Annotated in this window: 20 protein-coding genes, 1 pseudogene and 1 riboswitch; of the genes and pseudogenes, 11 read left to right on the top strand and 10 right to left on the bottom strand. The window is 61.2% G+C overall.

Translation table 11 applies throughout. The features are described from left to right. Nucleotides 1–180: 180 nt before the first annotated feature. The 4 genes from ACRESH_RS23065 to ACRESH_RS23050 all read right to left on the bottom strand — a co-directional run bounded on the left by ACRESH_RS23065 (nucleotide 181) and on the right by ACRESH_RS23050 (nucleotide 6230). Nucleotides 181–1545: a DUF1329 domain-containing protein gene (locus ACRESH_RS23065; RefSeq protein ID WP_431744146.1), complete on the bottom strand. Its 1365-nt coding sequence runs from the start codon at nucleotides 1543–1545 to the stop codon at nucleotides 181–183. Nucleotides 1546–1572: 27 nt separating this feature from the next. Further along, on the bottom strand, nucleotides 1573–3462 hold the full coding sequence (locus tag ACRESH_RS23060; protein ID WP_431744145.1) for a DUF1302 domain-containing protein: 1890 nt from the start codon (nucleotides 3460–3462) through the stop codon (nucleotides 1573–1575). Nucleotides 3463–3794: 332 nt separating this feature from the next. Beyond that, nucleotides 3795–5477, bottom strand: coding sequence for a fatty acid--CoA ligase (locus ACRESH_RS23055; RefSeq protein ID WP_431744144.1), 1683 nt, complete (start codon nucleotides 5475–5477; stop codon nucleotides 3795–3797). Between the two features lie 123 nt (nucleotides 5478–5600). Beyond that, complete coding sequence (locus tag ACRESH_RS23050) at nucleotides 5601–6230, bottom strand: LysE family translocator (RefSeq protein ID WP_431744143.1); 630 nt, start codon at nucleotides 6228–6230, stop codon at nucleotides 5601–5603. A 144-nt stretch (nucleotides 6231–6374) separates the two neighbouring features. Here ACRESH_RS23050 and ACRESH_RS23045 point away from each other — a divergent pair, with 144 nt between their 5' ends. From ACRESH_RS23045 to ACRESH_RS23025, 5 genes are all read left to right on the top strand, one after another. Next, nucleotides 6375–6953, top strand: a complete 579-nt coding sequence (locus ACRESH_RS23045) for an NAD(P)H-dependent oxidoreductase (RefSeq protein WP_431744142.1) — start codon at nucleotides 6375–6377, stop codon at nucleotides 6951–6953. A gap of 12 nt (nucleotides 6954–6965) precedes the next feature. Further along, the gene (locus ACRESH_RS23040) at nucleotides 6966–7337 is read left to right on the top strand and encodes a MerR family transcriptional regulator (RefSeq protein ID WP_431744141.1); all 372 of its coding nucleotides are present in this window, start codon (nucleotides 6966–6968) and stop codon (nucleotides 7335–7337) included. A 27-nt stretch (nucleotides 7338–7364) separates the two neighbouring features. Further along, nucleotides 7365–8330, top strand: a complete 966-nt coding sequence (locus ACRESH_RS23035; protein ID WP_431744140.1) for a 2-hydroxyacid dehydrogenase — start codon at nucleotides 7365–7367, stop codon at nucleotides 8328–8330. 50 nt (nucleotides 8331–8380) lie between these two features. Then, nucleotides 8381–9379 (top strand): methyltransferase, encoded by a 999-nt coding sequence (locus tag ACRESH_RS23030; protein ID WP_431744139.1) that lies wholly within the window; start codon nucleotides 8381–8383, stop codon nucleotides 9377–9379. Nucleotides 9380–9417: 38 nt separating this feature from the next. Next, a riboswitch (yybP-ykoY riboswitch) is annotated at nucleotides 9418–9539 on the top strand. Between the two features lie 87 nt (nucleotides 9540–9626). Beyond that, nucleotides 9627–10214: a TMEM165/GDT1 family protein gene (locus ACRESH_RS23025; RefSeq protein WP_431744138.1), complete on the top strand. Its 588-nt coding sequence runs from the start codon at nucleotides 9627–9629 to the stop codon at nucleotides 10212–10214. A gap of 38 nt (nucleotides 10215–10252) precedes the next feature. Here ACRESH_RS23025 and ACRESH_RS23020 read toward each other — a convergent pair whose 3' ends face one another. Further along, complete coding sequence (locus ACRESH_RS23020; RefSeq protein ID WP_431744137.1) at nucleotides 10253–11068, bottom strand: M48 family metallopeptidase; 816 nt, start codon at nucleotides 11066–11068, stop codon at nucleotides 10253–10255. Nucleotides 11069–11222: 154 nt separating this feature from the next. Between ACRESH_RS23020 and ACRESH_RS23015 the strand changes: the two are divergent. Both ACRESH_RS23015 and ACRESH_RS23010 read left to right on the top strand, forming a co-directional pair. Then, nucleotides 11223–12509: pseudogene (locus ACRESH_RS23015) on the top strand (HAMP domain-containing protein); the annotation flags it as partial. A 12-nt stretch (nucleotides 12510–12521) separates the two neighbouring features. Then, nucleotides 12522–13364 carry a methyl-accepting chemotaxis protein gene (locus ACRESH_RS23010; RefSeq protein ID WP_431744147.1) on the top strand — a complete coding sequence of 281 codons (843 nt, stop codon included), beginning with the start codon at nucleotides 12522–12524 and terminating at the stop codon, nucleotides 13362–13364. 85 nt (nucleotides 13365–13449) lie between these two features. Here the strand turns inward: ACRESH_RS23010 and ACRESH_RS23005 are convergent, their stop codons facing one another. Genes ACRESH_RS23005 through ACRESH_RS22995 form a run of 3 tightly spaced genes read right to left on the bottom strand, consistent with a single transcriptional unit; the run spans nucleotide 13450 to nucleotide 14529 of the window. Further along, a complete protein-coding gene (locus tag ACRESH_RS23005) occupies nucleotides 13450–14073 on the bottom strand; it encodes an SOS response-associated peptidase (RefSeq protein ID WP_431744136.1) in 624 nt (207 codons plus the stop codon). A 13-nt stretch (nucleotides 14074–14086) separates the two neighbouring features. Continuing rightward, nucleotides 14087–14347 (bottom strand): putative signal transducing protein, encoded by a 261-nt coding sequence (locus ACRESH_RS23000; RefSeq protein ID WP_431744135.1) that lies wholly within the window; start codon nucleotides 14345–14347, stop codon nucleotides 14087–14089. Beyond that, the gene (locus ACRESH_RS22995; RefSeq protein WP_045196022.1) at nucleotides 14347–14529 is read right to left on the bottom strand and encodes a CPXCG motif-containing cysteine-rich protein; all 183 of its coding nucleotides are present in this window, start codon (nucleotides 14527–14529) and stop codon (nucleotides 14347–14349) included. Before ACRESH_RS22995 ends, ACRESH_RS23000 begins: the two co-directional genes overlap by 1 nt. 121 nt (nucleotides 14530–14650) lie before the next feature. On the opposite strand from ACRESH_RS22995, the gene ACRESH_RS22990 reads away from it, so the two are divergent. Continuing rightward, entirely contained in the window at nucleotides 14651–15814 is a 1164-nt protein-coding gene (locus ACRESH_RS22990; protein ID WP_431744134.1) for a 1-acyl-sn-glycerol-3-phosphate acyltransferase, read from the top strand. Nucleotides 15815–15869: 55 nt separating this feature from the next. On the opposite strand, the gene ACRESH_RS22985 is transcribed toward ACRESH_RS22990, so the two are convergent. Next, complete coding sequence (locus tag ACRESH_RS22985; protein WP_274295345.1) at nucleotides 15870–16130, bottom strand: hypothetical protein; 261 nt, start codon at nucleotides 16128–16130, stop codon at nucleotides 15870–15872. A 168-nt stretch (nucleotides 16131–16298) separates the two neighbouring features. Here ACRESH_RS22985 and ACRESH_RS22980 point away from each other — a divergent pair, with 168 nt between their 5' ends. Beyond that, a complete protein-coding gene (locus tag ACRESH_RS22980; protein ID WP_431744133.1) occupies nucleotides 16299–16505 on the top strand; it encodes a hypothetical protein in 207 nt (68 codons plus the stop codon). Nucleotides 16506–16576: 71 nt separating this feature from the next. Here the strand turns inward: ACRESH_RS22980 and ACRESH_RS22975 are convergent, their stop codons facing one another. Then, nucleotides 16577–17161: a YajG family lipoprotein gene (locus ACRESH_RS22975; RefSeq protein ID WP_431744132.1), complete on the bottom strand. Its 585-nt coding sequence runs from the start codon at nucleotides 17159–17161 to the stop codon at nucleotides 16577–16579. A 177-nt stretch (nucleotides 17162–17338) separates the two neighbouring features. Between ACRESH_RS22975 and ACRESH_RS22970 the strand changes: the two genes are divergently transcribed. Both ACRESH_RS22970 and mqo read left to right on the top strand, forming a co-directional pair. Next, nucleotides 17339–17572 (top strand): hypothetical protein, encoded by a 234-nt coding sequence (locus ACRESH_RS22970; protein ID WP_431744131.1) that lies wholly within the window; start codon nucleotides 17339–17341, stop codon nucleotides 17570–17572. 606 nt (nucleotides 17573–18178) lie between these two features. Next, a complete protein-coding gene (mqo, locus tag ACRESH_RS22965) occupies nucleotides 18179–19684 on the top strand; it encodes a malate dehydrogenase (quinone) (protein ID WP_431744130.1) in 1506 nt (501 codons plus the stop codon). Nucleotides 19685–19837 lie beyond the last annotated feature (153 nt).

Below are 19837 nucleotides of genomic sequence, written 5' to 3'. Positions count from 1 at the left end.
GGTTTCGATTCACGCTTCCTCCCCACACTTGGTCGCCCTCATGCAGTTGCGCTTCACTTCGTTCGCTGTGGTCAGCTCACGGCGGGACTTTCACCCGCAAGATTGCGCCCATGCTGGGCGCACAACAGAAACGCCCCGGCAAGCCGGGGCGTTCTGGGAGATCACACGGAGGTTTGAAGCTTAGCGCACACCTTCCTGGCGAAGCGCTGCGGGCTGGAAGTCGCCGAGGGTGGCCGTAAAACCGAAGTCGTAGGCTTTCTTCTCTTCGTTCTTCATGCCCAGTGCCAAATAGCGACCCGACTGCAGGTCGTAGATGGCTTCCAGGGTGTACCACGGCACCTGGACGTTGTAATAGTCCTGGGAGTGAGCCTCGGAAACGCGCCACAGTTGATCGCGACCGTCGTACTGGTCGATCACTGCAGCCTGCCAGGTGTCTTCGTCGATGTAGAAGTCACGTTTGGCGTAGATATGACGCTGACCCGGCTTCAAGGTCGCGACCACGTGCCAGACGCGGCGCAGCTCATAACGGCTCAAGTCCTGGTTGATGTGCCCGGGCTTGATAATGTCGGCGTACTTGAGCTTTGGGTCGTCGAGCTTGTAGCTGTTGGAGGCGATGTACATCTCCTTCTTGCCTTCCAGCTTCCAGTCATAGCGGTCCGGCGCGCCGTTGAACATGTCCAGATTGTCGGAAGTACGCAGGCCATCGGCTGCAGTCCCCGGACCGTCGTAGGACACCTGTGGCGCCTGACGCACACGACGCTGACCGGCGTTGTAGACCCACGCCTTGCGCGGTTCCTTGACCTGGTCGAGGGTCTCGTGGACCAGCAACACGGTACCGGCCAGGCGTGCCGGTGCCGTCACTTTCTGCTTGAAGTAGAACAACACGTTGCCCGGGTTAGCCGGATCGTAGCCCTTGATCTTGTCCCGGAAGACGAATTGATCCTGGAAGTACACCAGACTGTAGGAGCCATTGGTTTGCGGCGTGGCCTGGGTGACCAGACGGGTCACGCTGCCACCGCGATAGCGGGTGATGTGGTTCCAGATGACTTCGACACCGCTCTTGGGAATCGGAAACGGTACAGCAGTGGTGAAGTTTTCCAGACCGTTGCCGCCGGCGACCAGGTTGGTCTTGGTGGCGTTTTCCTTGATCGCGGCAAACACATCAGCCGGCACGGTTGAGCCACGATGGGTCGGGTACACCGGGATCTTGTATGTCTCGGGGTAGCGCTTGAGCATCGCGATCTGACCCGGGGACAGTTTGTCCTTGTACTGGTCGACGTTCTGCGCGGTGATGGTGTACAGCGGCTTCTCGCCAGGGTATGGGTCGGCAAGGAAACCTTTGCCATCAACGGCACCGGCATTGGTGGCCAGCGGCTTCCAGGCACTGATCGAACCATCGGCGTTACCGGCCTTTTCCGCGCCCATAGGCGTCAGGGAAGTGCCGAGCTTGGCCGCTTCGTCGGCGGACACCGCCGCCATGACACCGGTGGCCAGCAGCGACAGGCCCAACACACCGGCTTGCAGCAGATTCTTGGTCATTTTCATGTTCATGCTCGTCCTGAATCGGTGTTCTTAGAAGTTCACGCCGAAGCTGAGGGCGATGAAATCGCGGTCATCCACGGTGGTGTACTTGCCGTCGAAGAAGTTGGTGTACGACAGGCTGGTGGTGTAGGTGTTCTGGTACTCGGCATCCAGGCCCAGGCTGACCGCCTTGCGCCCTTCCTCGAAGTTGCCGCCAGGGCCTGGGGAGTAGCCGGAAACATCATGGGACCAGGCGACACTAGGCTTGAGGTTGACCCCGGCGAACACGTCGTTGTAGTCCCAGATCGCCCGGGCACGGTAGCCCCAAGAGGTACTGGTGGTGTAACCGTCGTTTTCGCACTTGCGGCTACGGTTGTCAGTCGAAGCGCCAGCGCCTGCACCGACGATGGTGCTGGTGTTGAGGATCTGCGAGCAGGTATTGAAGCCACCGGTGCTCGGCAGCGGGCCCGGGCCGTAGACCGGGTCACGGCCGTAACGCACGTCATGGGCGCTTTCCAGGCCACCGACATGGGTCACGCCGACCTCACCCACCACGGTCAGCCGACTCGCCCCCATGACTTGGTCGAAGAAGTGGGTCAGGGTGGTCTGGAACTGGGTCACTTCCTTGCGGCGGTAACCGTGCAGGTCCTGGCCAGGAACACCGTCGAGGAGGGAGGCGTTGGCCAGCGTCCCGCCAATCGGACGAACACCTGCGTACAGAATGTCAGTGGTGTTCAACTGCACCGGCGCATTCGGCCGGTAGCTGACTTCACCGCTCCACGCGGTGCCGGTAGGCAGCGTGGTGGAGAAGCTCAGGCCATACAGGCGAATATCCTCAGGGTACTCGACGAAGTACTGCGAGTTGCCCGCAACGATCAACGGCGCCAAGCTCCGCAGTGCCGCCGGCAGGTTCCGCAGGCCGGCATAGACCGACGGCGCGGCGCCGGTGGCGCTGAAGATCGGCGCGCGGCTGTGGTAGTTCATGAAATAGGCGCCGAACTCGGTATCCAGCGGCTCGAACATGTAGCGCATGGCCACACCGAATTGGCCACTGTCACGCGCATCGCGATCCGCGCCACGCTTGACCAGCACGCCTTCTTCGTTGATGTCGATTCCCTGGCGAGCCAGGAAGCCCAATCCGGCTGGCGGCACAGTACGGCTGCTGTTGAGCAAACGCAGGTTGTCGGTACAGCCGTCGGCGATGACGTCTGGCTGCGAGAAGAAAGTCCCGCAGTTGTCGACGACAGTCTGGTCCCACTCGATCTGGTAGAAGGCTTCGGCCGAGAGGTTGTCGGTCAGGCTCTGGGACACATAGAACATGTTGACCGGGATCAGGCCTTCCTTGACCTCGGCGCCAGGACGGCGGAAGGCGGCGACGTCGATCGGGTTGATCGAGTTGATACCGCCACCGATGAAGGTACTTTCACCCCAGCTGACCACCTGCTTGCCCAGGCGCACCGAACCCGGCTGATCGGCAATGGCGTAGTTGTGATAGACGAAGGCGTCGAGAATCTGCCCACCGGAGGACTTGGCGCCCTCTTTGCGATTGGAGTCGCTGATGTCCTTGAACTCGCGGTGTTCATCCTTGAGCTCGAAGTCGTACCAGTACTTGCCACGGACGAACACACCGGTGTCGCCGTATTTGAGCTCCAGGTCATGGATGCCCTTGAAGATTTTCGAGAAGGTCTCACCGCGCTTGAAGTTCAGGTGACCGTCGTCGGAAGTTTGCGACAAACCTTTGCCGCCGTTGTTGACGCCAATCAGGTTCTCGTTCGGCTTGGCCGTTGACCAGCTGGCCCCCACGGATAGCGACGAGTCAAACGACCCTTCGATTTCACCGATGTTGAAACTGACGCCGAATGCAGGACCGGCGAGCGTAGAAGCGAGGCTGACGGCCAACGGCAGTTTCGCCCGGCGCCAGAACAGATTTACTGATGTCATCGACGCTACTCCATGTACTTTATTTTTATGGCAGTGAGTCCTTTGCAGAAACGCCTCGTTCGACGGGGTGAGCGCACCTCAATCGTCGAGCAAGTGGCCAGGCACATTCCTGTGCTGCCCCCCATTCCTGAAAATCCCCTGACCCGACTATAGCCAGCAGGTAGGGGGGCTTGATCCCTCTAAAGTGTGATTTGCACTTTTGCCCCTGTGGCGCGGTTTCTGAACCGGCCGTTGTGCTGGCAGGGGCAAGAATGGCTGAAAATTAGTATTTGACAAGGCGAACATGCGTCTGGCCTGCGGGTCACACCCGATTGGGCACGACCCGGCCGGCATCAAAGGGTCGAGAGAAACGTGCTGTTATTGGCCTGCCACTGAGGGATGTCCAGGCGGATGCGCTTCTTGTCGATCTTGCCGACGCTAGTCTTGGGAATTTCAGTAACAAGAGCAATCTGACTGGGAATCGCCCACTTGTTGATGTGCCCAAGTTCCACGAAAGGCTTGAGGTGCTCCTTGAGCGCCTTGGCATCGATCACCTGGTCTTCATGGACCACCAGCAGGGCAAACGGTCGCTCGCCCCACTGCGGGTCGGCGACCCCGACCACGGCCACTTCGCGTATCGCCGGATGACGGCTGATCAGGTCTTCAAGCTCCAGGGAGGAGATCCACTCGCCGCCCGTCTTGATCACATCCTTGATGCGGTCGCGAATGTCGATCACGCCCATGCTGTCGAGGGTGGCCACGTCACCGGTGTGCAACCAGCCACCCTGCCAGAGTTCTGCGCCCTTCTGCGGTTCGCGCAGATAGCCCATGGTCAGCCAGGGCGCTCGCAGCACCAGCTCGCCCTGGGTTTCGCCGTCGTTCGGGAGGAATTTGCCTTCGCTATCGACAATCGCCGCCTCGGCCAACGGCACCGGTACACCGGCCTTGATCCGGTAGGTGATGCATTCATCCTCGCTACCGGCCAGCAACTCCTCGTTGAGGTGAGCGCAGGACACCAGCGGGCAGGTTTCGGACATGCCGTAAGCGGCCGTCAGCTGAATGCCATGGGCCTTGGCGGCCTCGTACAGGGCGCGGTTCAGCGCGCTGCCGCCAATGATGATCTTCCAGCCGCCAAAGTCCTGGGTTTGCGCGCCTTTGGCGTTGAGCAGCATCTGCAGGATAGTGGGCACGCAGTGCGAGAACGTGACCTTTTCCTTGCGCCACAGCTCGCACAGCATCTCCGGCTCGTAGCGCCCCGGATAAACCTGCTTGATCCCCAGCATGGTCGCCACGTAGGGAATGCCCCAGGCATGTACGTGGAACATCGGCGTGATCGGCATGTACACATCGTTGCTGCCCAGCAGGCGCACACTGTCGATGCTGCCGGTGACCGAGGCGGCGGCCAGGGTGTGCAGTACCAGTTGCCGGTGAGTGAAATACACGCCTTTGGGGTTACCGGTGGTACCGGTGGTGTAGAAAGTCGTGGCGACCGAGTTCTCGTCGAAATCAGGGAAGTCATAGACGGGGCTGGCCGCAGCCAGCAGTTGCTCGTACTCGCCCACCAGGTTCGGCAGATCGGCAGTCTTGGCCTCGCCATCCGTCAGCAACAGGGTTTTCTCCACCGTGGTCAGTTGCCCGGCGATGGCCTGGTACAGGCCGATGAAATCGCTGTTGACCAGCACGAAGCGGTCTTCGGCATGATTCATGGTGTAGAGGATCTGTTCCGGTGACAGGCGCACGTTGATGGTGTGCACCACCGCGCCGATCATCGGGATGGCAAACATGCATTCCAGATAACGATGGCTGTCCCAGTCCATCACCGCCACGGTATCGCCAGCCTTGACCCCGGCCTCGGTCAGTACATTGGCCAGGCGCGCAATGCGCTCGTTGAGGGTCAGGTAGCTAAAGCGCAACTTATCGCGATAAACGATTTCGCGGGTTTTCTCGTAGCGGCAGCCAGACAACAGCAGGCGCTTGATCAACAACGGAAACTGATAAGCGCCCTCGGCGGGAGGAATGACACGAGTCTGCAACATGGGAGTCCCTTTTCTAGAGTGCACGGACGGGTCAAGACATGACCCACTCTAGAACGCCACAACGCCGGCCAAATCAGCCAAAGGAATGATTTGACCGGGACAATAGCTAGAGGCAACTCGCCATCAATGCATTTCGGTGAAGGCGATCTTCACGCCCAGGGCAATCAGTACCGCGCCCATGCTGCGATCGAACCAGTGGCCCATGCGGGCAAAGCCTGCACGCACGCGCTGCTGGCTGAACAGCATGGCCACCAGGCAGAACCACAGGCCGGTGGCGGCGGCCAGGTACACGCCGTAACCGGCCTGGATGGCCAGCGGCGTGTGTGGATTGATCACCACGGTGAACAATGACAGGAAGAACAACGTGGCCTTGGGATTCAGGCCGTTGGTCATGAAGCCTGCGACAAAGGCTGCCCGCGGTGTGCGCTCGACGGTCGACGCCTGCACGGTGTCGCTGCCTGGCGCGGCGGGGCCGGCACGCAGTGCTTTGAAACCGATGTAGAGCAAATAAGCCGCCGCCAGCCATTTGAGGGCGTTGAACAGCACAATCGACTGCGACACGATCAGGCCGATGCCCAGCAGCGAATAACCCACATGCAGGAAAATCGCCATGCCGACGCCAAAGGCAGTCCAGGTGCCAGCGCGGCGTCCATGGGTGACGCTCTCGCGGACCACCACGGCGAAATCGGGACCGGGGCTGGCCACGGCCAGCAGGTGAATCAAGGCAACAGTGAGAAATTCAGCCCAATACATGGGGGCTCCTTGCGCGAATGGGAGAACACGAAGAAAACCTACATTACGCCCTCGACACAGGATGTAACAACCTCTCGGCGTGCTTGACTCTCCCCTTAGGGGCAACCGCTAGCCTGGGCGCTTTGCACGACAGGGCAGGCGTCGATGAACAAACGTGTACTGGTGGTCCTCGGCCACCCCTCAAACCAGAGTTTCTCCGCCGCCCTGAGCAGCGCCTACGTAGCCGCTGCCCGCGCAGCCGGCCATGATGTTCAGGTGCTGGAGCTGGGCGCGCTGGACTTCGACCCAGTGCTGCGCGAAGGCTATCAGCGCGTGCAGCCACTGGAGCCCGACCTTCAACACGCCCAATCACTGATCAGTTGGGCAGAACACCTGGTGTTCGTGTTCCCGATCTGGTGGGGTGGTATTCCGGCGCTGATGAAGGGGTTTTTCGACCGGGTTCTGCTGCCCGGGTTTGCCTTCAAGTACCGCAGCGACTCCCCCTTCCCCGAACAACTGCTCAAGGGCCGCAGCGCCGACCTGCTGGTATGCATGGATACGCCACCCTGGCATTACCGCTGGGTGTACCGTATGCCGGGCCTGGAACAGATGCGCCGCACTACCCTGGGCTTTTGTGGAATCAGGCCGCAAAAGACGTTAACGTTCGGTCCCATCATCAGCTCGAACACGGCGCAACGCGATGTTTGGTTGCAGCAGGCGCGCAAACTGGCCAGCGCCAGGTAAAAGGGACTTTCGATGTACATCGGCAAAGCGGCGCAGCTGTCCGGCGCGACGATCAAATGCATACGCCATTACGAGAAGATCGGCCTGCTGCCCGCGCCCCGGCGCCAGGGCAGCTACCGCATCTATGATGAGCAGAGCGTGGCGCTGGTAAGCCTGATCAAGTGCGCACAAAAGCTGGGGTTCAGCCTCAAGCAGATGCAGGCAATGGTTAGCGGCAACGGCCCCGGCGAACTGCCGCTGTCGCGTATCCGTCAGGCCATTGCCGCCAGGAAAGCCCAGCTGCAGGTACAGATGGCAGACCTGCAGCAGCAATACCAGAGCCTGCTGGCCTTCGAAGCCAGCCTCGAACAGACCCGTTACGATTGTTTCACCTATCCGACCTGAGCCCGACCGTCACTCACTGGAGCTTCCATGTCCGCCACTCGCCGCGCCGTATTCCTCGACCATCACTCCCTGGACCTGGGCGACCTCAGCCTGGATCGCCTGCGCGGTTGCTTTGACGAGCTGCAACTGTATCCGGCCACCGCCCCCGAACAGGTAGCGGAACGCTTGCAGGGCGCGACCGTGGCCATCAGCAACAAGGTGATGATCGACGCCAGCACCCTGGCCGCCTGCCCCAGCCTGAAGCTGATCCTGGTGGCCGCCACCGGCACCAACAACGTCGACCTGCAGGCCGCACGGGCCCAGGGCATCGTGGTCAGTAACTGCCAGGGCTATGGTACTCCATCAGTCGCCCAGCACACCCTGGCCTTGCTGCTGGCGCTGGCCACTCGCCTGGCGGACTATCAGCAAGCCGTGGCCGAGGGACAATGGGCCAAGGCCAAACATTTCTGCCTGCTGGATTTCCCCATTGTCGAGCTCGAGGGCAAGACCCTCGGCCTGCTTGGTCATGGTGAACTGGGGGGGGCCGTGGCGCGCCTGGCCGAAGCCTTTGGCATGCGTGTACTGCTCGGACAGTTACCTGGACGCCCTTCTCGCGAAGACCGCTTGCCACTGGATGAACTGCTGCCCCAGGTCGATGCCCTGACCTTGCACTGCCCGCTCAACGAGCACACCCGCAACCTGCTAGGGGCCCGTGAACTGGCCCTGCTCAAGCCCGGTGCCTTTGTCATCAACACCGCCCGCGGCGGTTTGATCGACGAACAGGCCCTGGCCGATACCTTGCGCTCCGGCCACCTGGGCGGCGCCGCCACCGATGTGCTGAGTGTCGAGCCACCGGTCAATGGCAACCCGTTGCTGGCCGGGGATATCCCGCGCCTGATCGTCACTCCGCACAGCGCCTGGGGTGCGGTGGAGTCGCGCCAGCGTATCGTCGAACAGTTGAGCGAAAACGCCGAAGCCTATTTTGCCGGCAGCCCGCGTCGACTGGTCGGCTAAGGCGCGCCCGGCTCTGGTAAACTGCGCCACTTTTTCAGGAGCCGCCATCCATGGACCCGCGCAGTGAAGTGTTGCTTCGTCAGGCCGAGCTTTTCCAGGGCTCGCTGTTGCTCGCAGGCTTGCCCGCCGACGACCTGCTCGGCAAGTTGCCAAAAGCACACGGCTGGTGCTGGCATGCCGGCGATCAGGCGGCTGTCGATGCCCGCTTTGCGGGCCGCAGTCATTTCGGCGTAGAGGCTCCCAGCCAGGGTTTCGAGGCTGCCGTGCTGTTCCTGCCCAAGTCCCGCGACCTGGCCAACTACCTGCTCAATGCCCTGGCCTCGCGCCTGGCTGGACGTGAGCTGTACCTGGTCGGGGAAAAGCGTGGCGGCATCGAAGGTGCGGCAAAACAGCTGCATGCCTTTGGCAAGCCGCGCAAGCTCGACAGCGCGCGCCACTGCCAGCTGTGGCAAGTCACCGTGGAACACGCCCCTGAAGCCAAGCCGCTGGAAAGCCTGGCCGAACATTTCGAGTTGGAACTGGCTGAAGGGCCGCTGAAGATCGTCAGCCTGCCAGGTGTGTTCAGCCATGGCCGCCTGGATCGCGGCAGCGCCCTGCTGTTGGAAAATCTTGATCAACTGCCGGTCGGCCATGTCCTCGATTTTGGCTGTGGTGCCGGTGTGCTCGGTGCAGCGATCAAGCGCCGTTATCCACAAAGCCGGATCACCCTGCTTGATGTCGACGCCTTTGCCCTCGCCAGCAGCCGCCTGACCTTGGCCGCCAATGGTCTGGAAGCTGAGGTGATCTGCGGCGACGGCATTGATGCCGCCCCGCGCGATCTGGATGTGATCCTGAGCAATCCACCGTTCCACACCGGCGTTCACACCAACTACCAAGCCTCAGAAAACCTGCTGAAAAAATCAGCCGATCATCTGAGAAAAGGTGGCGAACTTCGCCTGGTAGCCAACAGCTTCCTGCGTTACCAACCACTGATCGAAGGCGCGCTGGGTAACTGCCAGGTACGTGCCGAAGGACAAGGCTTCAAGATCTACCAGGCAACACGCAGTTAAAATCAGCGCTTGCCGAAACGGATTTGCCTAGGCAGAATCCGCTCCGTCCTAGGGGAGTAGTCTCCCGCGAGCAACCTGCTCGCCCGGTACGCGTCAACATACTTGGTCCACAGACCATGGCGCGTGCGACCCACGGTCCGCACAGACGGACCCAGGGTTTGACAAGACCTATGACACGCACACCTTACCCGGGGCGGGAAGGCTGTACGTGTCATAGCCGTGTCGACCCGCCCCCGTAGGAATCCTGATGCTGGAATCATTGCTCATCCCGACCGCAATCGTGGCCCTCGCCGAAATTGGCGACAAAACCCAATTGCTCGCGCTCATCCTCGCTGCCCGCTTTCGCAAACCCTGGCCAATTATCGCCGGCATCATCGCCGCGACCCTGGCCAACCATGCCGCTGCCGGTGCCGTCGGCGCCTGGGTCAGCACCTTCTTCTCCGCCGCCACCCTGCACTGGATCCTCGCTGCCAGCTTTGCTGCCACAGCCTTGTGGACGCTGATCCCAGACAAGATGGATGACGACGAAGCCAGCACCGCCCGGCGTTTCGGACCGTTCCTGACGACCCTGATTGCGTTTTTCATCGCTGAAATCGGCGACAAGACCCAAGTGGCCACAGTGATGCTGGCTGCCCAGTATCCGCACCTGATCATGGTGATTATCGGTACCACCCTGGGCATGTTGATTGCCAACGTACCGGTGGTGCTGGCCGGCAACTTCGCCGCCGAGAAACTGCCATTGACCCTGATCCGCCGCTTGGCTTCGGCCGCGTTCTTCGTACTGGCCGCCGTGGCGGTGTACTCGGCAATGCAGGTCAGTGGCTGGATAGGTTGATGATCATCGCGGGGCAAGCCCGCTTGCCCCGCGATGAATTACTTCCTGGCCTGCTCGTACAACGGCATCACCTTCGGAATCGCCGCCTGCAACGCAGCCTGGCGGCTGGCGGAAGCCGGGTGAGTACTCATGAACTCCGGCTGCGAACCACCCGAAGCCTGGCTCATCTTGTCCCACAGGGTGATCGCGGCATTGGGGTTGTAGCCCGCTCGCGCCGCCAGTTCCAGGCCGATCAGGTCGGCTTCGTTCTCGTTCGAACGGCTGTTGGGCAGGGTCATGCTGTACTGCACCACGGTGTCGGCGATCGCCAGGCTGTCCTGGCCAAGGCCCAGCAAGGCGCCCGCGCCCTGACGTGCCATCTGCACACCATAGGCCTTGGACATCGCTTCACGACCGTGCTCACGCAAGGCGTGGGCGATTTCATGGCCCATGACCGCAGCGATCTCGTCATCGGTCAGCTTGAGCTTGTCGATCAGCCCGGTGTAGAAAAAGATCTTGCCGCCCGGGCCGCAGTTGGCGTTGAGCTCGCCGCTCTTGATCAGGTTGACTTCCCAGTTCCACTGCGCGGCATCCGGACGGAACTTCGGCGCCTGGGCAATCAGCCGGTCAGCAATGACCTGGACCCGCTTGGCCTGGGCACTGGTCTTGTCGAGCACACCTTTGCTCGAAGCTTCGCCCAGGGTCTGCTGATAAGACTGGGCATACATCTGGTTGACCTGGTCGGTCGACAGCATGCTGAACATATATTGCTTACGCTCGACACCCACGGCGCCGCCGCTGGTGGTGTTCACTGCCTGGCATCCGGCAAGTAGTACGCTGGCACTCAGGGCACCGATAACAAATGACTTACGCATGAAAACACTCCACTCGAACATGCCGCGTATCCTAGGCCGACTCGATTGAGCCCGCCACACCCCGAACGAAGAATTCTCCAGACGGCACTCATGCTTTGACCCTCACGGGCCGATAACCCCAGGCAGTCGAATTTTCTTGCGCTCGGAGCCCTTCATGAAGTTCAGGTCGATCCAGTTTTCCGTCGCGGCCCTCGCCGGTGCAATTGTCTTGAGCATTGTTGCCGCCCTGGTGCTTTACGCCGTGTATTCCGGCCAACGCACTCAGGAGCTGGTGCAGACCCGCACCCAGCAACAGTTCGAGGCGGTGATAGAACAACGCCTGAGCGCCCTGGCCCGCACCCAAGTCAGTGAAATCCAGCGCGGCCTGGAAGCGCCATTGCTGATCGCCCGCGGGCTTGCCACCAGCAACGCCATGCTGGGCATGAAGGACGCCAACGGTAATCCGCTGCTCAAGATCGAGCGCGAACAGCTGATCGCCCTGCTCAAGCAGACCGCGGTGACCAACCCGTTGATCCTCGGGACCTACCTGGGCTGGGAAGCCGGCGCCCTGGACCATGATGACAGCCGTTTCGTCGGCACCTCTATCACCGGTATCGACAGTGCCAACGGGCGCTTCCTGCCCTGGTGGTTCCGCAACGATGACGGCAGCCTCGGCCTGGACAAGCTGGCCGACGTCAATGATCAGAGCATCCTCGCCACCGGTGTACGCGCCAGTGAGTACTACCTGTGCTCAAGAGAGTCGAAGAAAGCCTGCGTGATCGACCCGGCGCCTTACAAGGTCGGCGACAAGCTGGTCATGCTCGCCTCTTTCGTCGAACCAATCCTGATCGATGGCCAGTTCCAGGGTATTGCCGGTGCAGACCTGTCGGTGAACTTCATCCAGGAGCTGCTCAACACCGCCGACCGGCAACTTTATGACGGTGCCGGCGAACTGGCACTAGTCTCCGGCAACGGCCGTCTGGTGGCCTTTACCAAAGACCCAAGCAAGTTCGGCGAAAAAGCCAGTGACGCCCTCGACGCCAGCGTCGCAGCCACCCTGAGCCAGCTCAGCAGCGAAAACCTGCACTACCAGGTCAACCAGGACGCCGGGCGTATCGAGCTGTACCTGCCGTTCAAGATCGGCAGTACCGACGCCCGCTGGACCCTGCTGCTGGAGTTGCCATTGAGCGCGGTGATGGCTGACGTAAACAAACTTCAGGACGAGCTCAGCGCTCAACGCCGTACCGACATCACCGGCATGACCGTGATGGGCCTGGGCATTGCCGCCCTCGGCCTGCTGGTGATCTGGCTGCTGGCCCACGGCATTGCCCGTCCGCTGCGCCAGATGGTGGCCATGCTTGACGACATTGCCCAGGGTGAAGGCGATCTGACCCGCCGCCTGAGCAGCGACCGCGCCGACGAACTGGGTTCGATCGCCAAGGGCTTCAATACCTTCCTGGCCAAGCTGCAGGCAATGATCAGCCAGGTGGTGGCCTCGGTGCAGAAAGTCAGCGACTCTTCGGAGCACACCGCCGACATCGCGATCCGCACCAACCAGGGCGTGCACAAGCAAATGGCCGAGATCGACCTGGTGGCCACCGCCGTGCACGAAATGACCGCTACCGCCCAGGATGTCGCCCGCAACGCCACCCACGCTGCCCAGGCGGCCAGCAACGCCGACCAGGCCGCCCATCAGGGCCTGCAGATCGTGCGCAACACCTCGGACTCGATCAGCGCCCTGGCCGAAGAGATCGGGCGGGCAGTCGGCGTGGTGCAGACCCTGGCCCGCGACAGCGAGAACATCAACGCAATCCTGATCGCCATCCGCGCCATCGCCGAGCAGACCAACCTGCTGGCACTCAATGCTGCGATCGAAGCCGCGCGCGCCGGCGAACAGGGCCGGGGCTTTGCCGTGGTCGCCGACGAGGTACGTAACCTGGCGCAGAAGACCCAGAAGGCCACTGAAGAAATCCAGCAGATGATCCAGCAACTGCAGCAAGGCACTCGCGATGTGGTGCGGGTCATGGAAGACAGCCAGGGCAAGACCGATGTCAGCGTGCAACAAGCCGCCCGCGCCGCCGAGGCCCTGGAAAGCATCACTCAGGCCGTGTCGGTGATCAATGACATGAACACCCAGATTGCCAGCGCCGCGGAGGAGCAGAGCGCGGTGGCCGAGGACATCAATCGCAATGTGATCAATATTGGCCAAGTGGCCAATGAGGTGGCTGGCGGGGCGGATGAGTCGAGTAACGCCAGTGCCGAGTTGACCAAGCTGGCTGAGCAGCAGCGGCGCTTGATCAATCAATTCAGGGTCTGAAGCTTCAAGCTTCGAGCGACAAGAAGCGGCGCCCAATCGCTTTTCAGCTTGCCGCTTGAAACTTGATGCTTGTAGCTCGCCGGCCTCAAGCCGGCGTCAAACACTCCGGCCCATTGAGCTTCGGATCATTCACAAAATTGGCCAGCACCCGCTCACGCAGCGGCGCCTGATTGCTGGCCAGTAACTCATACAACCGCGCCACAGGCGTTTCGGGATCGAGCCAGGCCGCTTGCCCCGCCGCATCGAGAATCAGCGGTCGGCGCTGATTCACGGCCGCCTGGGTCACCACTGCGGTGCTTAGCCAGACCTGATCCTGCACCGGATAGGCCTCCCAGATCGCGGCAAAGAACAGCGAAGAGCCCTCGCCCGGCGTCAGCCAGTAGGGACGCTTGCGCTGGGTGCCGCGCCATTCATAAAAGCCGTTGGCCGGCATCAGGCAGCGGCGCAGGCGAAACGCCTCACGAAACATCGGTTGTTCGGCCAGGGTTTCGGCGCGGGCATGGGCCGGGGTGCGCGACAGGTCGGTCAGCCAGGCCGGGGTCAGACCCCAGCGGGCACGGGCCAGCGCCAGGTGTCCCTCCTCAAGCTGGCGCTGGATCAGTACCGAAGCACCCGGAGAAATATTCCATTGGGCCTGCTGGCCGGTCGGAAACCCCGGCAATGCAGCAAAGGCGGGAGACCAGCGAAACAGCGCGTAACGTCCACACATAGGGGATTCAGACCTAGCAAATCAGGGTTCCCGGAATGTGCTCCGGTTCGTCGCCAGCCAGTGGCTGGGCCGCATTGTACGCGGCGATCAGCTGGCGTGCGTGCTCGGCCTGTTCATCGGCAACCGCCAGGCCCAGCAGGCCCTGCAGCGGTAAATCGCCGATAGCCCCCATCAGGTCGCGGCCAACCAGGTGAACTTTGACCCCCTCGCTGTCGAGCATTCCGATCAACATTTCGGCTTCCAGCAGGCTTTCCGGATCGTAGATTCGCTGCATCAGTCATTCTCACCGTAAACGTCCAGCATCCATTCTTCACCATGCACCTGAAGCACGAATCTGATCGGCTTGCAGCAGACCTGGCAGTCCTCGATGTACTCCTGGTCACCACCGGACAGGTCCACTGTCGTTTCGACTTCTTCACCACAATAGGGACAATCGTAGAGCGCAGTTTCCAGCATCGCGGCCTCCCGAGTGACTTGTGCGTATAATTGCCGGTCTATTTACAGGACCAGCGCGTGTTCGAGCCGTTTTTCGAACCCCGGCCCTACCTATTACCCTAGCCGTTTCCAACAAGAGAGCATGATGGGCGAATTCGATGCCATCCGACCGTACGACGATGCTGAGGTCCCTGCCGTTCTGGCACGCCTGCTCAGCGACCCGGCATTCCTCGATATCCTCACCCACTTCCGCTTCCCGCGCATGGCCGGAGCCTTCGGCTGGTTGCTCAAGCCACTGATCGCCCAACGCCTGCGCAAGGAGTTTGCCGGGGTCAGCTGCGTTTCGACCCTGCAGGACAAAGTCGAGTACTACGTCGACCATACCATCGAGCGGGCAACCGACGGCGTGACCTACACTGGCGTCGAGCTACTCAAGTCCGGCACCGCCTACCTGTTCCTGGCCAACCACCGTGACATCGTCATGGACCCTGCGTTCGTCAATTACGCGGTATACCACGCCGGCCTGCCAACGCCGCGGATCGCCATTGGCGACAACCTGCTGCAAAAGCCGTTCGTCAGCGACATGATGCGCTTGAACAAAAGCTTCATCGTCCACCGCTCGATCAGCGGGCGCCGGGAAAAGCTCGCGGCCTACCAGCTACTCTCAGCGTACATCAACCATTCGATCCGCAATGACGGATCGTCGATCTGGATCGCCCAGGCCGAAGGCCGGGCCAAGGATGGTGACGATCGCACCGACTCAGCGATCCTGAAAATGTTCCACATGAGCCGCAAGGACGAGCCGTTCGGCGCGGTGATCCAGTCGTTGAACCTGAGCCCGGTGTCGATCAGCTATGAGTACGACCCGTGCGATCAGGCCAAGGCCCGCGAGCTGTACATTCGCGCCACTACTGGCAGCTACAGCAAGGCACCGGGCGAGGATGACCTGAGCATCGCCCAGGGCATCACGGGCTATAAGGGCCGGGTGCACATCAACTTCGCCCCACCGGTGACGGCGTTCTTCGAGGACACCAAGCAGCTGGCGGCGGAAATCGATCGGCAGATTCTGGCCGGCTACCGGTTGTTCCCGGTGCACTACCTGGCCTATGCGCAATGGGCTGACGCTGATCCGGCACTGGGGGTGCCGACGGCGGCCAAGCTGTTCCCGGCCGACGAACTGGCCCGCGCCCAGGCCGAATGGCAGCGCCGTCTGGATGCCTGCCCGGCCGAACAGCGGCCGTACCTGGTGCAGCAGTATGCGACGCCGGTGCGTAATCAATATCGGGTGAAAAGCGGGCAGCTTTAAGCTACAAGCTACAAGCCGGATACGCACTTACAGCTTGTAGCTTATCGCTTGCAGCTCAAACCCAAGTACTGAACCAGGACAGCAACAAGGCCAATGCCAGGAAGGCAAAGCCGAGGATGTAATAGAAGCGGTTGATGCGCAGGCTCATGCCATCGACCACTGCTTCATCGGCGGCCATACCGGCCAGGGTTTGCGCCGCACGCCGCCTGGCGCTGTGCAGCAACAGGCCGCCCGGGCAGGTCAGCACCAGGGCCAGCAGGTTGATCAGCTTGGCCGGATGGGCGGCAAACAGCCCCCAGATCACTTGCAACGACATCGCAAAACCTCAGAAGAAGTACATCGAACACACGATACGCCGCGCATTCTACCCAAGCGCTGCGCGTATTCCTGCCCTTTGCGACAAACGACGATTAATTCCCACCGTCATACCTTCGTCATCAACACATGCCACTCTTGCCGCCTTCGCCATGAACCGGAGCTTGTCATGCTGCACGCCGAAAACCAGGACCGCCTCTACCTGATCGCCCAGAGCGACGAGCAGCAGGCGTTGATCGATGGCCTGGCCTTCAACGTTCAGGACCGTCAATGGCTGGTTTACTGTGCCCTGGGCGGCCACACCCATGATGACCTGCCCGAAGTCGATGGCCAGACCGGCATCAGCGTGCTGGACTTCTACGTCGAAGCGGCCTGAAGCCAGCCACAAAAAAGCCCGATGCCTGCAACGCAGCCATCGGGCTTTTTCTTGTGCTCGGATTACCCGGCTTATTCGCCCAGGATCTGGCCGATGGCGTGGTCCTTGAACAGACGGGTCAGGGCGTCGCTGAGGACATCACTCACCAGCTTGGTGTTGGTTTCCTGGTTGGGCGCCATGCCGAAGCGCTGGTCCAGGGAGGCACCATAACGGCCACTGTAGCGACGGTTGGCATTGGACACGTCAGCCTTGAAGGTCGCACCGATGGTGGCTTCAGTCACATACATGCCTTCTTTTGGCGACTGGTACTTGAGCTCGGCCAGGGTCACGGTCAGCTGAGGCGCGTTGTAGGCGTTGGGCGTCGGGGTGAAGCCCAGCAGGCGCACAGCCGCTTCGGCCTGGGCTTGCAGTTTCGGCAGGATGTCGTTGCCAGTGACGGTGATGGCGCTGGTTTCAGGATACAGGCCACCGCGGGTGCCCAGGGTTTGCGAAGCACGACCATCAACCACCTTGACCACCACCGGCTGGCCATGACCGACCGGAGCGAGCTGGGCGGTGAGTTTTGGTTGCGGGCTGAGTTGTTGCGGGCTGTGGGCACAACCGGCCAGGGTCAGACTGGTCACCGCGATCAAACCGAACAACAAACGTTGCAACATGCTCATCTCTCCAGAATAGGCAGCAAAGGCCGCCAGTATAACCAGCACGACGCGGCCCAGCCATCGCCGTGCCATTAGGGAGTAAGACAGGCGCGAACGCTGCCGGTTCGCTGTCACAATCGTTTCATCACCCTGCGGTTATGCTCGCGCCCAGAACACTCACTGAGGTAAACCGCCATGTCCTGGTTCTGGACTTCACTGTTCACCCGGCAGCCAAAGCGCAGCTTCGCACGTCTCGACAGCCAAGGGCATTGCCTGGCCTTCAAACAGTGCGCAACCAAGCCTGATGCTGGCGACTGGGTGGAAATCGACGAAATTCGCCTGGTCTGGCTCAACCGTCCCCTGCCCGCCAGCGCCCGGGTTTGTGCGCGTCCTCGCGGCAACTGGATACAGCGCAGCCTGGCCTTCTGAGCCGTGCATCAATAAAAGTCGCTAATAAAGATCATTTCTGCCCGAGACATCGTTATAATCTCCCCCCGATTATAAGGACGTCTCCTGATCGGGCCTCGCAGCACCGCCAATGTTCATCATCGGCATCCTCCGCACCGCCCACAGAGAGCCTTCCACACAGGTCTTGCACCAGCCAGTGTGCCCGCATCATTCGGCCCTCTGCTCTGCCTGAACCTGCCGGGCCTGCCATCGCGCAGACCTTTTTGAGGTTCACGACTCCAAAAGAGCGTGAAAAAACGGGTTTTCACAACTTCACGAGAGTGTGGCGAGCAATGAACAGTCTGGCATGTGCAAAAGCACCTAAAGTGTCCCGAACAGCCCTGAACAGCTGGCAACAGTGCTCATCCAGGATGAGTGCCTGAGGCCGGTCCATAACGCACGACGGACACCTTGACCATAAGTCGAATTGCCGCATCGGCCTTAAAATGCGTTCATAGGCAACGCAAAGCCCGGTTGGCGGTGTCCGCTGAAGTTGCAAAAACTGCGAAGAATCGGACATGGCGATCCTGGCCAAGCCAGAGATCCTATGCTGTCAATTTGGTGCTGTAGATTTTGGAGACGCGTTAAATGGCGCAGAACGAAGCAGTCGATGTAGTACTGGTAGGGGCAGGCATCATGAGTGCCACCCTGGCCGTACTGCTCAAGGAACTCGACCCGGCGATCAAGCTGGAAGTCGTCGAGTTGATGGATTCGGGTGCCGCGGAAAGTTCCAACCCGTGGAACAACGCCGGGACCGGCCATGCCGGGCTGTGTGAACTGAACTACACGCCGCAGGCCGCTGACGGCAGCATCGACATCAAGAAAGCGGTACTCATCAACACCCAGTTCGAGGTATCCCGGCAGTTCTGGGCTTACCTGAGCAAGAAAGGCGCGTTCAGCTCGCCACGGGCGTTTATCAATCCCGTGCCACACCTGAGCTACGTCGAAGGTGAAAAGGGCATCGATTTCCTCAAGAAGCGCTTCGAGCTGCTCAAGCAGCACCACGCCTTCAGCGAGATGGAGTACACCGAAGACAAAGCGCTGATGAACGAGTGGATGCCGCTGATGATGCCAGGTCGCCCTGCCGACCAGAAAATCGCCGCCACCCGCGTTATGAAAGGCACCGACGTCAACTTTGGTGTCCTGACCAACAAGCTGCTCAAGCACCTGGCCAGCGCGCCGGATGCCCAGGTCAAGTACTGCAAGCGGGTCACCGGCCTGCGCCGTAACGGCAGTGGCTGGACCGTCAGCATCAAGGACGTCAACAGCGGCAGCAGCCGTGTAGTCGACGCCCGCTTCGTCTTCCTCGGCGCCGGTGGCGCGGCCCTGCCGCTGCTGCAACAGTCGGGCATCGAAGAGAGCAAGGGCTTTGGCGGCTTCCCGGTCAGCGGCCAATGGCTGCGTTGCGACAACCCGGAAGTGGTCAAGCAGCACCAGGCCAAGGTGTACAGCCAGGCTGCGGTCGGTTCGCCGCCGATGTCGGTGCCGCACCTGGACACCCGCGTTGTCGATGGCAAGACTTCGCTGCTGTTCGGGCCTTATGCCGGCTTTACCACCAAGTTCCTCAAGCACGGCTCGTTCCTTGACCTGCCGCTGTCGGTTCGCATGGGCAACATCGGCCCGATGCTCGCCGTGGCCCGCGACAACATGGACCTGACCAAGTATCTGGTCAGCGAAGTGATGCAGTCGATGGAGCAGCGCCTGGACTCCCTGCGCCGCTTCTACCCCGAGGCAAAAGCCGAGGACTGGCGCCTGGAAGTGGCCGGCCAGCGTGTGCAGATCATCAAGAAAGACCCGAAAAAAGGCGGCGTCCTGCAGTTCGGCACCGAACTGGTGGCGGCCAAAGACGGCACCCTGGCCGCCCTGCTGGGCGCCTCCCCTGGCGCCTCGGTGACGGTGTCGATCATGCTCGACCTGATCGAACGCTGCTTCCCCGAGCAGACCAAGGGCGCCTGGGCGGCCAAGCTCAAGGAAATTTTCCCAGCCCGGGAAAAGGTCCTGGCCACAGACGCTGCGCTGTACCACAAGATCAGCGCGCGCAACGACGAGGTCCTGGGCCTGGTCGAAAACAGCCCGGCGCAGAACTACGCGTAACGCACCGGCATAAAAAAACGCCCTTCCAGACTGTGTGAAAACACGCTGACAGGCCTTAAGCCAAACGCCCCGACTTGTTCGGGGCGTTTGTTTTTGTGCTGTAAAAGGCCTTTCAGCCCATCAGTTGCATCATTTTTCGGGCACCCAGGACGG

Source organism: Pseudomonas sp., from assembly GCF_050739775.1.
Taxonomy (GTDB): domain Bacteria; phylum Pseudomonadota; class Gammaproteobacteria; order Pseudomonadales; family Pseudomonadaceae; genus Aquipseudomonas.
The sequence above is the reverse complement of the archived record's forward strand: the minus strand, read 5'-3'. Positions and strand labels throughout refer to the sequence as shown.